A 14,282-nucleotide genomic window follows, 5' to 3' on the forward strand; every position below is an offset into this window, starting at 1 on the left:
ATCCATAAAAAAGACCGCAAATAGCGGCTATATTTGAATTAATGTTTACAATACGCGGTCAATGTCACCACGCAGCATGATCTGGAACTGGTCTGAAATAACTGCAGGCTCAGACTGCTTCACAGTTCGAATCACCCAGACCGGAAAGTTAGCAGCAATAGTATTAAAGCGTAAGACGTTGCCATTGGCCCAGCCTGCTCCCCAGCCTTCTTTCTTGATGATAAAGTAAGGCACACCAGTGACCGGGTTGATTGGTGCATAGTCTGCATTGGTGGTACCGGTACCAATCTGGCCAGAGTATTCACCAATACAACGAAATGATTGTGCATCGGTAAAGATTAATGCCCAGCGTTCCTGAATCGCACCTTTATTGGTGACCTGAAGCGGATACAGCGAGTCGTTGTAATTTGCTAAAATACCGCTACCCGTTGGCTCATCAACCCATACATTACTCCACGAACCTTGCACAAACTTGCGGGTATAACGGGCCTGCATATCACCAATAACCAAAGCAGACCCAACAATGGTATCTACTACATCATAGTTATGGGTTAAAGGCTTGGTGAAGGTCAGCTGGCCATTGATCTGTACATCACGAATCAGGCCCATATCCTGATAGCGATATTTAACTGTCAGCGGTGCGACCAGATTACCCAGTGCGAAGTCACCACCCAATGTCACACGGCCATAATCATAATCAACTGTGTACAAATCGAAAGCGACTTTCGTTCCGTTAGCATCTTCAAGTTCTACCCATGAAATACGCTGATCATTCAAATCATATGTAGTGCCCGCAATTGCACTTGGTAATTCCTGAACTTTACTTGAGCTGACAATACCAATGCCACCAACACGGAATATCGGCACCCGGCCATCAATCGGCAAACGTGTAGCAGATAATCCAAGGATTTCAGAATCCAGAGGAATATAGGTATAAGCCACAGCGTTATAGCGTACGGATGAAGCATCGACCCAGACCGGAACATTGATATATCGGCCATCTAACTCATCATATTCAAGTAATGGGTCATACCAGTCATTCGCTTCAATCTCAGCCCGGTTGGCTTCAGTAATCTTGGTTTTGGTGTAAAAGTAAATCGTGACAAACCCATTTTCCCAATTGACCTGCCCATGCGCCCGGCTGGTCTCAATCACCCCATTTTCATCAGCGGTCAGTGTGAGCTGGCCATATTCAAGTGTTCCCACCACCACAGTTAAGGATTGTGGTCGGATCGGCATGATTGGGGTTCTGAAACTGATCTTGTTGACTGGTAACAGGTCGGTGGTGGTAGTTAAGGATTCCAGGGTAATGGTATTGTCTGTATTCGGTGTCCATGAGTCGATTTCAACAATACCGGTGCCATATTGAATGACACCAGACTGAATCCCGCTGTTATTCGCTGGATTCACATTGCGATACAGCAAGCCAGTACGATCCAGAAGGGTATCAGCACCCACTTTGAAACGAGCTGAACCTGTCAGAATCTGCTCATCAAAACCGGAGGATAAATCCAGCTTGAGTTTGTTTGCCGTCACGGTATGAGTTGCCGAGTTTGAGCCAGATGTGTCACGATATTTAACTTGCACATCAACAGCATTAAAGGCCTTCAGCTCAACCTGTTCGCCTTGAATATCTGACGTTTGTGGAGAATAAAAAGACATATTTCCTCGCTAGGCAGCCGCATAGATAGCCATAGGTGTAAAGGTTTGCACAAATCTGCTTGCTGTACTCTTTGGTGTGACTTCAACTGCGCCAGTGGCATAGGTAATGGTGCCTTGCACTTGACCACGGCTATTCACTAGATTGCCCATAGTTGCATTCACCGGTACATCTGTCAGGGTTACAGATCCTATAATCCCCTCACTACTTTGAAGTGGAATTTTTAACTCAACACTATTCGGCTGAATCGCTGGCCCTGTACCAATGGTAAAGGTCAGCTTTTGATTTACAGGAGTAACATCCATTTTGGTCTGTTCAAGTGAAGATCCATAGTTGTAGATCACCGAAAAGACCGTACCTTTTTGTGGCAGCTTGTTTGGGATGATCTTGCCGGTACCCGTGGCATAATTGATTTCACCTGTAGCATCACCAGTAAACTTGCCCTGCGCATTTGAAGTTGCCGTTTTCGCCTCACCCTCAAGCGTCCAGTTGATGGTGATACCCGGCAATACACCCGGTCGACCCAAATCAAACTCAAATGCAGCTTTTTCCACACTTAGATTGGATCGTACGAAGGTGACAATCGGTGTACCCCAGTTCAGCAAAATCGGGGTGTCTACATCTGGCAAGGCGCCTGTAGTAAGTAACCAAGATCCAGTTTCATAATTGATCATGCCCGAACCAAAAGATGGACTGGCAGCCTTTAACTGCCCCGAGCCATCATCTTTGAGTTCATAGAACTTGCCTTGTGACATATACGAGATTGACAAAGCGCCTGGTGCTGGAATCGGAATTAAAACTCCAGTCCAGTTGGTGCTCTGGTTATTCTGAGTCACTGGAATCGCATGGCTCTGATAATACTGATTCGGTGCAGCAGCTGGCTTGAACGTAATATTCAAACTTGAGGTTCCAGCCGGTGCTGCCGCGGTCCATTGGATTAAACCACGCTGGTAATCAATCGTGCCGACTTGTGTTCCCTGGTTGTTCTTAAGCAATCCACCTTGGTCAGTGATCTGCTGGCCTTGTAATGTGAAAGCCATACTGGATGGAATCACTGCAGAGCCGATATAGAGATTCTGACTCACACCAATCACCATATTTGGATAATTAACAGTAATGGTGCCTTCATTACCCGCCACCAGAACTACACTTTCACCTGCAGCGTTTACATCAATGATCGGGGTTTCAGTCTGAGCAGATGGAATCAGTTGAGCAAAGATGCTTTTGGCATTTACGGTAAATTCACCAACATTGGCATCAGAAGCCAGTGCTGTAGATGAGTAATACAGACCGGTATCAGCAACAATGGTGTCGCGGATAATAGTTTTAGATTTCTCACCGTTGTACCACTGGCGTGCCGATAAACCGACAAAATCAACTTCCAGAGCATCATTTAGAGAGTAAGTGGCAACCTTGTACTCAACATCCTTATTGTTGACCACCATGATCGCAGTGCGTGTTTCAACTTTAGTGATTCGCACATACTGCTCACGCTCTAAGACCTTGCCTTCATCACTGATCAGGACAACCGCATCCCCAACGGATGATTCAGTTTCTTGCGGAAACATGGCCACCTGGAGTGATGACATGCCCTGCCAATGGGTATCGAGTGGTGTGCCGGCAATCTGCCCGCCTTTGGCTAAATAGTTTTCCACCCGGTTCTGTGCAGACTGACGTTCATCTGTCCAGTTTTTGGTGCTGAATAGCAGTGCTGACACGTTTGGATCTGCGGGCAGTTCAGATACAAATACTGTGGCGCCCATCAATAGGTCAGTGTCTTCGGTTGTGACTGCCGGAAAGACCTTGCGCATGGATACATCACCCATGGTTCGATCCATTTCCGACACGTCATTGAACAGGTTGTTGCTGATGCCATCCTGCACCACTACACCAGAATATTTACCACCGCCATCCGAGTTATCAGTCAAGCGTTCAGACTTGTAAATTACTAAATCCTTGGTTTCAATCGCCATCGTCGTCTAACTCCGTAAAGCGTAAGGTCACATTAAAATAATCATCCAGTGATACCGCTGGAATTCCTTTTACCGGTGCGGCCTCTAAGGCCCCATCCTGGTGATTAAATTTGACGGTGAATTGTCGGTTGTCGTGTGGTTGTTCAAACTGCAGTCTGAAATTCTCACCTTGAAGCTTGGACCATTCCAAAACAGTCCGTAGTTCACGTAGCTTGATCCAGCCCATTTGCGGATCTGCTGGTTGTAAAGTAATTGGTCGTCCAGACTTCTTTTTGCCTTCCTGAATGATCAAAGTGCCATCCATGGTATAGGCCTGATTCTGCTCAATGGCCTTCCATGAGAATTCATCAGGCCATAAAAAACCGTCCTCTAATGGGACGGTTTCGGATGTTGCTAAGCGAATTAGTTTCATGTCGATTTCGCTATACCTTTTAATTGATTTACCAGATTGGTCATCACATCCTTTTGGCTTGCATCACCTGTAAGGGATAGAGTTTGACCTCCGAATTGAATGTTGTAATTCACACTATCACCCCCCTTACCGTAGTCTTTAGTTGATGGTACGGAAGGAATAGACGGCGCGTAGTCATTTAGGCTACTAGATCCGATTGATCTACCATTCTTGCCAACATACTGCTCCAGCCGTTCAATCTGCTCCATAACATACATGGCATTACCAAGAGCCTTCTGGTTGTCATAGGCAGTGGTCCCATACTTTCTCTTCACCCACTCATTGGAAGCTGATTTGTAATAACCACCCGCCACTGGTTCGGCATCTTGAAAGAGCTCTTTGGCTTTTTGCTTGGTATCACCTTCATAACCAATATCCTTAAGCCTCTGTTCAATTTCTTCAACAGAAAGCCCGTGTTTAGCGGTTGTTCCGGTTTTGGATGCCTTCATCTTGCCCTGAGAAGCCATAGCTGCTTCCGTTGCTTTGCGAGCTTCTTCCCATGCTTCAGTAGTATCGTTACCTGCTCTAACACCCCTACGGCCGAGATCATCGAAGCCATCACCCGCATTACCCGTGGCATTACGAACACGGTGTAAGCTTTCTTCCACAGCATTATTGGCTTTCACTGAAACTTGGCCGGTTTCACTTACCTGGATCGATAAGCCTAGTGAGGCAGCTTTGGCATTTGCTGCAGCAATACTTTGAGCATCACCCGAGGCATACGCCAGCTGAATTGTCTTTTCATAAGCCTTTTGAAGATCCGCTTGAGTAGCCTGGCCACTCTGGCGTACTGTTTCAAAATCAGCCAATGCCATTTGAGCTGACAATCGAAGTTGCTCTTTGGTTTTAATGCCAAGCCGCTCGAAAGCCCTTCCTGTTTCATCCAAGACATCAGGTAGTTCAGAGGTGGCTCTCTTTATTGCAACAATACCCAATTCAACCTGCTTGGTTGAGAACACACCCTGCGCTTCAAACTCACGCATCTTGGCATTTGCCGCATCAATCTCAGCTTGACTTTTCGCCTTACTAAGCCACTCTTCCCATGCTTGGTAAAGAACATCACCAGCCTGTTTACCGGTATACCCTGCCTCACCCAACTTAGTCTTAAGTCCATCCAGTTCGTTTCCAGAACTAGAAAAAGACTTAGAAACTTTATTTAGCGAAACATCCAGATCCATGCCAAACAGCTTGGCAGCGGCAGATGCTCTTGAATAAGCTGTTTCCGCCACTTGGCCAGATCCAGCATTAGCTTTATTGAGTTCAGCTATCCGTAAATTACGATTATTGGCCAGCTCTGCTTCTTTGGTATTAATGGCATTAATGGATGCTTGGGCGGAGGCTAAGGCATTTAGATCGCCAGTCTTCTTGGCTTGCTCAATCTGTTGTTCTAGAAGCGCACGTTCAACGGCGGCCTGCTTCTGATAAGCCAGATATTCCTCATCGGCCTTTTTAACATTCTCCTTGGCCAGCTTGAGAGCTTCTTCCTTTTTAGCAGCGCTTTCAGCCGCCTGTTCTGCACTCTGGCCAGCCTGAACACTAACCTTGCCAGCCTCATCGATGGTGACGATATAGCCCTTAGTCAAGAGATCGGCCTGCATTACGCCGTCCATGACACCGCCATTGGCCTTGATAGCAGCCTCGGCATAGGCTTGAACAGCATTTATCTTTTCGGACTCCGTGGCTTTTTTCCCATCAACTTCTGATTGCTGATCAGAAAGTAATCGCTCCAACTCCTGCTTAGATAGAGCTAATCGTTCCGCAGTTTTTTGTCCTTGAGTTTGAGCTGCCTCATTTAAGCGCTGAACACCTTTGGATTGAAAATTTTGAGCTTCACGATCAGCCTCAGCATAATACTCTTTAGCTTTATCCTTCATCAGATCAGCATTTGCGGCGAACTGCTTGCTTACATCGCCCCAGGTAAGTGCAGCCATAACACTATTTGCAGCAGAGGCAAGCATAAAGAAGTTGCCTGTCGCCACTTTAAGGATAATACCAATTGCTGTAAGACCATCGCTTACAAAACCAAGCGTAATTCCCAACCCTTGGAAAATTCTCTCCAAGAAGCTAACTTGCTCACCTGCAGACGAAACTCCTCCTGTAAACGAGGAAAAAACCGATAGAGTGCTCGTTATTGATGTATCAAGAACATCAAGAACGCTTGAGCCAAACTCGTATACTTGGGATGCTAACTCTTTAACCGCATCATAAGCAGCAGATATGGCATTCTTAAAAGCATCAATGGTGTTGGTGTCTATCCCGCCTTGCAAACCTCCAATTAGCGAAGCAAGCCCCAAACCAACATCATCTAAAAATACCTTTATAATCCCAAGATTATCAGCCACCGTAACCAAGGCGTCAGCAACGGCAGCACTCGAACCATTAGCCTGATCCATTTCACCAATGACGATTTGCCACGATGTAGCTATACGCTGTAGAGCGTTACCAATTGTTGTGGGAAACTTGTTGTAATCAGCTTCAATCGATGCTGATTGTTTCTGTAACGCCTGGATGACTTTCTCGGCTGATAGCTGACCCTCTCCTGCCATTGCACGCAGCTCACCGGTGGTCACGCCAAGTGACTGGGCAAGTGCTTTTGAGATACCCGGAGCCTGCTCCATGATGGAGTTGAACTCATCACCACGCAAAACGCCTGATTGCAATGCTTGTGTCAACTGGACAATTGCGGCTTCTGATGCAGCCGCTGATCCACCACCGGTCTGAATGGCCATATTAATGGTTTTGACTAGATTCAGGCTTTGCTGTTGGGTCATGCCCATTTGCTTACCAACATCATTCACTTTTGTGAATAGACCTGCAGTAGCATCAAGGCTTGAGTTGGTTATTAATGCCACTTGGTGCACACCAGCCATTGCTTGCTGGAAGTTACCACCATCACTGGTTGCGATGTTGATTCGAGCTGAAAGGTTGGTATAGGAATCCGCGGCCTCTGCTAATTCACGAATACCCAAGCCAACACCAATTGCAGCCATAGCACCAACAAGAGCATTTACCGCAAATTTTGCTCCATCTATTCCTTTTTTCGCTGACTGAGCCGCTGTATCTGTTTCTCTTAAGCTGTTGTTGGCTTTACTTACTTCTGCCTGAAATCCACTAAAAGCCTGATCTGCTTGCTGAACTTCTTTTTCAAGTTGATCAACCTGGACTTGTGCTTTTTCAATATCTGCAGGTGAAGCTTTGGTTTTTGAAAATGATTCAAGATTTTGCTTAGCCTGAGCCAGATCACTCTTAAGCTGACCTAAGGCTTTTTCGGCCTTATTACCAAAATCTGTAAAGTTCCCCGCTGTGGATTTTGCGTTATCACCAGCATCTTTGATAATGCCTGTAGCAGCATTTAGAGATTGAGAGAGCTTGTCCGCTAATTCACTGGTACCTTTTGGGATAATATTTCCCATCTCTTTAGAAGCATCAGTAGTCGCCTGTTTTAACCGTTCTGATTCTTGTTTTATTGCATTAAATACTGACTTAGCTGCATCTTCTGATTGCTTGATGTTGCCAACGAAACCTTTAGTGTCGGCATCCATGATTAATTTGAATGTTAAATTTTTACCAGACATGCTGACCTCTAAAATTCAGGCAATAAAAAACCCGCCGAAGCGGGTATAAATTAGAAATTAAAAAGCACCTTATGATGCCTTCTTAATCACGATGATCTGTAGATTAGCAGACCTGATTCCAAGCTTTCTGGAATTCTTCTGGATTCATATTCTCACCTTCAACGGCAACTATTGTTGGGCTTGCAATAAAGCGCTTAAAGCCTGTGTATCCACCAAAACTATTTTTACTATTAACTTCACCACAGTTACCATTATGGTTTCTTATTTCAGCGCTATTAGAGTCTTTTAGAAAGTTCTTTAATGCAATACGTGAATCTGTTTGTACTTGAATTCTTTTTGACTGCTCAGATTGGCTGCTGGCTACAGTTTTTACTGAGGCTTGGACTGGCTCGGCTTGAGAATCGGAATCATCACTTGCTAAAAAAGGCAAAGCAATAAAAAGCAGTAATGCGAATACCCCCAATAAAATATAAGAACGTTTCATATTCATATCCATAAATTATTATTTCCACATCATAACTTTAGGGTGCTACTTGATCAATCAGAGACCATTTCTTTTTTAAATGATTCAAAGCCTTTTTTGTCAGACTGAGCCACACGTGCAGCTACGGCGTTATTGAAGATTCCCTGCTTATAGAGTTTGTTTGCAGCCTTAACGTAGCTTTGGAATGCACCGTAAGTCATTTCCATGATTTCGCTATGCTGATGGCCCATTGATACCAGAAACTGGAATGAATCAAACCAGGTGGATTCATCTTTATTTTTGATGCCACGCTTCGGTTTTTCGTATTTGAAGTAAGCCTGATTGATCAGAAGCACCGCTTTAAGCAAATCCTTGAATCTTTGCTCATCAGCGGCAAGTTCTACCAGTGATTCATGGTCCAGATCAGTGACGCATGCCATAGTCGAAATGACTTGAACGCCATGAGCCTTGAATAAAGTATTTAAAATCTCATCTGAATGATTCTGGTCTTTGATGAAGTTCTTCAATACTTCAGCATGCATTGCCCAGGTGTCGAAGTCTTTCATTTGGATTTGACATACTTCAATATCATTAACTTTGATACTGCGATTTGTTGCTAGGAAAAAATCATTCATGATGGGGTCTCATTACTTTTCATAATTTGAACACTTGTATTGGGTACCGCTATAAATAAAAAACTTTGTCTCACCATCACAATTCATTTTCTTAAAAGCGAAAAAAGTAAATACAGATAAGACCATTACAGCAATCACGCATAAGGTAAATATTGCTACTGGTTTATTCATTACGGGGTCCTGAGATAAATTTTAGGCATTAAAAAAGCACCCTAGGGTGCTTCTGTTAGAGTCTTATTCCGCTAGGTAAAACTCTTGGTGTTTGCTTCCTATATATTTTAAGCATCTCTTGGTTAAAAGCTTGTTTCTGAATATTATTTTCAGAATTAAACCAAGTGCACTCTACTACTCCTGCATCATTCGTTTCTGATACAGTCATAAGCGGCCCACCCGATTTTAGTTGAACAACTTCACCTACGTTAAAGCTCATCCTTGCCTCATTAATTTAAAATATGAGCTTCATTTATATCTCAATCAGTATATTTTTCAAGCATTAAAAAACCACCTCAGAGGGTGGTTTTTTGATTTTTCTTATTTAGCAGTGCTTAGATGAAATTCGCTCAACACTTTGCTCAAGAGAGAGCTTGCGTCCTGAAATAAAAGAATAAAATAAAATCAGAACTAATAGCGGAGATAATACAAACAAGAATATCCCAGCATTTAAGGTCATATTTTTCAACATGGCTCTTGATGCTTCAACATTAATTTTCCAAATCTTGTCATTTTGAATCTGCAAAGCCCGCATTCTCTGAGCACTACCTTCATAGTCCTTAGATGTCTTATAGTCAGCCATATCCATTATCATTTCAACGACTGTAACTTCTTTACCAATTTCCGGACAATGACCAACGAATGCTTTTGTGTTTGCAAGAAATTCTTTTTCAGAAGCATTTAAAGATTTTGCATTTTTAATTTCAAAAATCTCTAGCTCATGATTAAGGATATCCAAATCTGCGTCATATAAATCATTGTTAGTCTTAACTACCACTGTTTGATAAAAATAATGAAATATCGCCAGAAGTAGCATAACAACTAATAAAATACTCATAATACGCCTCCAGTAGAGGTGGTGGAGATTTTTAAATCTTCTTTTAATTTTTCAATCAAAGCATTCTGTTTTACCAATTGCTCTTTATGTCGTTTCTTTAAAACCTTCACATACAAACTAACGCATATCAAGGTAATACCAAATAGACTATAACCAGAAAGAACATAAGTCCTAAAGTTGTTAACAACTTCTAAGGAAATAGTACTTAGAGTTTCAGGCGGCAAGCGAAACAAAAATAGAATAGCTATAATAAACATGCAAAAAAATGGAAATTGTCCAGTGTTAATGGCTTGGATACCTATATCTCTAAACGCCCTAGCCCATGAATAACCAGAGTCGTCTGAAGGATTGACTACTTCGACGTTGCTCATAACCCACCACTTTTCCCAAATACATCGCTTGTTAAAATTTGTAGTTTTAAAAAGCCTTCTTATCTTTTGATAAAAGGCCCATGTGGGCATATTAGGTGATTGCTCATAATGGGTCAATGAATTTCTGTTACCACATGCAAAGAGAAATGGCTACCTCTTTTCCCAACAAGTGCGTTAATTGTTGTCGCGAAGCACCATCAATCTGCTATTTATCAACAGAAGAAACCGACTTACACCGATTTCTTACTCATCTTCTTATAAGCCTTATCAATAAACTGGTTACCCTGATCAAAGACAAAAGCTTTAAAACAGGCACAAAAAAGACGCTAATGCGCCGTAGAGTTCTTTTGTGCCTGTGTGGGGTTAGACAGCAGCTGGAATTGTCACTACATGACCATAGAGACCCAATGCTGGATCTGATTCTTTCGTCATATCTGATAACGCCTGACCTGAGATTTCATATTGACCCAGTTCTTCATGGATCAACGGGAAGTTGGTCTCAGGTGACTTCTTGGTTCGCCACAGTGTTACCGCAACATGATCGCCGTTTGCAGTATTAATTCCCTTAAAGAAGAGCTGATACTCTTTTTCAAAGTCTGATGCCAGAGTAGTACGAGTTACAGCACCAGTTTCATAACTTGCCAGAATTGGCATGGTTAAGTCAGCCACATCATGGAAAATTACCGTGCCAAACTTGGCATCAAGGGTATAGTTTTCCGGCTCAACTGTTTTAGCTGTACCACTAGTTGAGTCCTTAAATGAAACAGTTTTTAAGTTATAGCCATCGAGTTTAATCTCTTGACCAGCTACTACAGCGCCTAAAGACACATCCGTTTCGGTTTTAGTTGCCACGGTATGATTCATACCTGACAAGATATATTCAAGGTTCTCAGGAGTAACCTCTTCTAACTGCCCGGTGAAGTTTACTGATGTGGTAGTAATCATGGTGAAATCGGTAGTTCGCTTACCAGACATTGATTCCTGATGCTCAATGACATCAGCACCGATCTCCAACTCAAACTCGGGCACGTTCCCAATGTGGCGCATTGCACCAGCAACACCATTGACCAGCTCTGCCAGGTAGAACTTACCATGTAGAGAAATATAGTTGTTCTTAGCCATTACTTTTCATCCCCTGTGGTTTTCTTGGCTGGAGCAGCTTTAGGTTCAGGTACTTCCTGAATCACGCCATCTGCCACTAATTTTTTAATTTGTGCATCATCAAGCCCGCCGACTACATCGCCTTTTTGAAAGCGACCGACAGGCTGTAATGCTTTGTATTGTTTTGCCATGACTGGCTCCTAAATGAATTTCTGTGATTCAAAGATAATCGTGATATATGCAAAGCCTGGACTATACCCATCTCGTACCGAAATAAAATCCAGTGCTGTACGTGATGCCAAAGGTTGCCAGCCTGACAGAAGCTGAATAACTCTTTCAGTCAAAAGCCCCGCTTCATCACTTACCGCCCGACCATCGGTCATCTGAGATTGAGCATTGCGACATGCCACCGTGACCGCCCATTGCTGGCCGATCTGGTTGATGCTTCCACGACCTGCACTAGCTTTCTTGTCTATACGGACAAAATTGACATGTGCTGACGGAGTGACCTGTGACATCTCTGTCACGCTGACTGAATTCAACGGCGTGTAGATTTTTAGAAATTCTGGAATCTCTTTCAGCTTCTCTGCAATCTCATCACGCACCGCGAAGAAGGTGCTCATCTATAAAACTCCCGACAATGTCTAAAACCATGGCTTCATCTTCTGCATCAAGACCGAGTTGAGTCCGAGGCGGTAAAATCGACTGCTTAACTTTCCGATATTGACCACCCACTGCAAAAGTAATGTATTGGCCATTCTTAGGTAGGATTGTTGCGCCATAATGCAGATGAGGTGCGTACGCCACATCTGTACCCACCTCCACACCGCTTGAAAGAACATTGTGTGTGTAGGAATTCATGAGGCGGCCAGTATCACGCAATGTTTCACCAACGCCCACACCATTACGTCCTTGCAGCTTGGCTCTCCATGAAACCTTCCATGGGTTACCATCCACACCAGTACCGGTTAAAAACCGATGCTGAATACTATTCACAAGCCCAGCACCAATCTCATCAAACAACTGGTTCTTTAGCGAATCAAAGTTACCTAATTGGTTAAGCACTGCTTCAATAGGTGAGCTATCGGCTTGAATGGTTATTGCAAAAGCCATAAACACCTCACTTCATACTGGGCATCATGTCTAAAGTGGCATCACCAAATACACCACCGGTGTAACTTGTACCGATGGGTGCTGTTGATGGTCTGCCTTTGGGTTGGTCGTCGCTGATTTGGTTACTGGTATCTAAAATTGCCAGTGAGTTTTTGCCATCCCGTACACCCTTTAAGAAATCTATCGCCATCTTGTAGCGTAGTTCAACTGCCTCAGGCGCTGCTTCAAAATGGAGTTTATAACGTGCTATATCACACACTAGTCGCTTCAAATTATTAGGCACATTTGGCAAGGGCAATGGGTAACGTACTGCTAGATATCCGTCCACCTCCTCACAAGCATCCTGCAAAGAAATTTCTAATGGATCTGAAACATCAGCAGGAAACATGAGCGCAAGGTTAAGTACGTTTTCACCAAATCGAGCGACTAAATCAGCTTTAGTCGCGTACATAGATCACCTACTTGTTTTCGTCAGCAGGCTTTGGGTCTGCTTTAGGTTTTGTAGCAGGCTTGGCCTTTTCCAGTTCAGCCACCTTGGCTTTTAGCTCAGCAATTTCCTGATCAGCCTTAGCCTTGTCGTCTCCTAAGGTTTTATTTGTGATTGTCAGCTCAGTATTAGCCTTTTCAAGTTCAGCCAAACGTGCGGCGGTACCATCTGCTTTGGGTTCTTCCGGCTCTTGATATTCTTCAATAGCCCCAGATGCTAAAAGGGCCTGAAGTTGTTTAGCTTCAAGCCCTTTGATTTCATCACCTGGCATAAAATGCCCGATGGACTGTTTTGCTGTGTACTTTGGCATGTCTTGCTCCTTATAGAGTGATAAAGCCAGTACCACCAACGACACCGTTCTTGTTAGACGGCACAACTAGTGGAGCAGATTCGGTCATCAGCATGATGCCGCTTGGATCCTCACAGTACCACTGGCGGTCAAAGTATTGCTGAGCAACGCCGTTGGCCAACATGTTTTTGATCTTACAGTGAGCAACTGAGCCATTAGTATCAGAGATCAATGAGAAGTAATCCTTAGGAATAAAGCGCTTCACTTGACCTTTGTTACGGTAGGTTGCGTCATATACCCAGAATTCGATTCCATCAAAAGTACCTTTGAAGGTCGCTGACTCTTTGACCCCAAAACTTGGATTCACTGGAACAGAAATACCGGCATACGGCGTGATGAATTCTCTCTTAAACTCTTCATTGTTCCAGAGAGCCGCCCAAACTAAGCCAGACATAACAGACAGCTTAGCTTCACCACCATCAGCAGCCAATTGACGTTCAAGCATGGTGCGGATATCCGTTACCGGCTTGGCACCCGCTTCATTCCACTTGGTCAACGGCGTAAATGTCAATGAAGCATCACGACGGTAATCCACCAGGTTGTATTCATAATCATCTGAGTGAAGCGCGTATTTACCATTCTTCAGTAAATCAATTGCCATCATCAGGACTGAGTTATCAATTGCATCGTGGTTGCGCTTCATCACTGAGATTTGAGCAATGATCATTTGCTCTTGTTCAGACAGTCGCTGGTTGCCAGTAGAGATGATGCCTGCGGTACGTAAACGTTTCAGCAATGCGATTTCAAAAGTTTCGGCCGGAGTGACCTGATTCTTTGGCTTGTAGTAAGCCGGTTTCACATGACGTACTTCACCAGATTGGGTGGTATCAAATGGCTTACCAGGCTGTTGCGGTGATACCAGTGGTGCCAGATCATGTTCGGCAGATACTTCAGCCAGTGGCACATCATCACGGGTAAATAACGGGCGATTTGGGAAAAGCTTGTCTAAAAGCCAGGTATCCATCGGACGGTAATTCGAGTGAATCAGTGCGAGTTCACCTACATCAAGCAGTTCGAGCGGAGTGCCCTCAAGATTAAAAGACTGTGGCATGTTAA

At 43.9% G+C, this 14,282-nt stretch carries 16 protein-coding genes; all 16 read right to left on the bottom strand.

What is annotated here, in order from left to right; all coding sequences use genetic code 11:
• Positions 1 to 45 precede the first annotated feature (45 nt).
• The gene (locus H9629_RS05270) at positions 46 to 1,662 is read right to left on the bottom strand and encodes a hypothetical protein (protein WP_191730640.1); all 1,617 of its coding nucleotides are present in this window, start codon (positions 1,660 to 1,662) and stop codon (positions 46 to 48) included.
• A 9-nt stretch (positions 1,663 to 1,671) separates the two neighbouring features.
• Positions 1,672 to 3,633: a hypothetical protein gene (locus H9629_RS05275; RefSeq protein ID WP_191730641.1), complete on the bottom strand. Its 1,962-nt coding sequence runs from the start codon at positions 3,631 to 3,633 to the stop codon at positions 1,672 to 1,674.
• Positions 3,623 to 4,045, bottom strand: coding sequence for a hypothetical protein (locus H9629_RS05280; protein ID WP_191730642.1), 423 nt, complete (start codon positions 4,043 to 4,045; stop codon positions 3,623 to 3,625). The genes H9629_RS05275 and H9629_RS05280 overlap by 11 nt, the downstream gene beginning before the upstream one ends.
• The gene (locus H9629_RS05285) at positions 4,042 to 7,659 is read right to left on the bottom strand and encodes a tape measure protein (RefSeq protein WP_191730643.1); all 3,618 of its coding nucleotides are present in this window, start codon (positions 7,657 to 7,659) and stop codon (positions 4,042 to 4,044) included. Before H9629_RS05285 ends, H9629_RS05280 begins: the two co-directional genes overlap by 4 nt.
• A 103-nt stretch (positions 7,660 to 7,762) precedes the next feature.
• A complete protein-coding gene (locus tag H9629_RS05290; protein ID WP_225215731.1) occupies positions 7,763 to 8,143 on the bottom strand; it encodes a hypothetical protein in 381 nt (126 codons plus the stop codon).
• A 53-nt stretch (positions 8,144 to 8,196) separates the two neighbouring features.
• Positions 8,197 to 8,757 carry a hypothetical protein gene (locus H9629_RS05295; protein ID WP_191730644.1) on the bottom strand — a complete coding sequence of 187 codons (561 nt, stop codon included), beginning with the start codon at positions 8,755 to 8,757 and terminating at the stop codon, positions 8,197 to 8,199.
• A gap of 226 nt (positions 8,758 to 8,983) precedes the next feature.
• Positions 8,984 to 9,187 (bottom strand): YodC family protein, encoded by a 204-nt coding sequence (locus H9629_RS05300; protein ID WP_191730645.1) that lies wholly within the window; start codon positions 9,185 to 9,187, stop codon positions 8,984 to 8,986.
• Between the two features lie 105 nt (positions 9,188 to 9,292).
• The gene (locus H9629_RS05305; protein WP_191730646.1) at positions 9,293 to 9,805 is read right to left on the bottom strand and encodes a hypothetical protein; all 513 of its coding nucleotides are present in this window, start codon (positions 9,803 to 9,805) and stop codon (positions 9,293 to 9,295) included.
• Positions 9,802 to 10,176 carry a hypothetical protein gene (locus H9629_RS05310; protein ID WP_191730647.1) on the bottom strand — a complete coding sequence of 125 codons (375 nt, stop codon included), beginning with the start codon at positions 10,174 to 10,176 and terminating at the stop codon, positions 9,802 to 9,804. The genes H9629_RS05305 and H9629_RS05310 overlap by 4 nt, the downstream gene beginning before the upstream one ends.
• Before the next feature lie 363 nt (positions 10,177 to 10,539).
• Positions 10,540 to 11,298 carry a phage tail tube protein gene (locus H9629_RS05315; protein WP_191730648.1) on the bottom strand — a complete coding sequence of 253 codons (759 nt, stop codon included), beginning with the start codon at positions 11,296 to 11,298 and terminating at the stop codon, positions 10,540 to 10,542.
• On the bottom strand, positions 11,298 to 11,468 hold the full coding sequence (locus tag H9629_RS05320; RefSeq protein WP_191730649.1) for a hypothetical protein: 171 nt from the start codon (positions 11,466 to 11,468) through the stop codon (positions 11,298 to 11,300). Before H9629_RS05320 ends, H9629_RS05315 begins: the two co-directional genes overlap by 1 nt.
• A 9-nt stretch (positions 11,469 to 11,477) precedes the next feature.
• Positions 11,478 to 11,900 (bottom strand): phage tail terminator protein, encoded by a 423-nt coding sequence (locus H9629_RS05325; RefSeq protein ID WP_191730650.1) that lies wholly within the window; start codon positions 11,898 to 11,900, stop codon positions 11,478 to 11,480.
• Complete coding sequence (locus H9629_RS05330) at positions 11,875 to 12,390, bottom strand: phage virion morphogenesis protein (protein WP_191730651.1); 516 nt, start codon at positions 12,388 to 12,390, stop codon at positions 11,875 to 11,877. Before H9629_RS05330 ends, H9629_RS05325 begins: the two co-directional genes overlap by 26 nt.
• A 7-nt stretch (positions 12,391 to 12,397) precedes the next feature.
• Positions 12,398 to 12,841: a gp436 family protein gene (locus H9629_RS05335; RefSeq protein WP_191730652.1), complete on the bottom strand. Its 444-nt coding sequence runs from the start codon at positions 12,839 to 12,841 to the stop codon at positions 12,398 to 12,400.
• A gap of 7 nt (positions 12,842 to 12,848) precedes the next feature.
• On the bottom strand, positions 12,849 to 13,187 hold the full coding sequence (locus tag H9629_RS05340; RefSeq protein ID WP_191730653.1) for a hypothetical protein: 339 nt from the start codon (positions 13,185 to 13,187) through the stop codon (positions 12,849 to 12,851).
• Positions 13,188 to 13,197: 10 nt separating this feature from the next.
• Positions 13,198 to 14,277: a major capsid protein gene (locus tag H9629_RS05345; RefSeq protein WP_191730654.1), complete on the bottom strand. Its 1,080-nt coding sequence runs from the start codon at positions 14,275 to 14,277 to the stop codon at positions 13,198 to 13,200.
• Positions 14,278 to 14,282: the final 5 nt, after the last annotated feature.

The sequence above is a fragment of the Acinetobacter pecorum genome (genome assembly GCF_014837015.1).
GTDB lineage: Bacteria > Pseudomonadota > Gammaproteobacteria > Pseudomonadales > Moraxellaceae > Acinetobacter > Acinetobacter pecorum.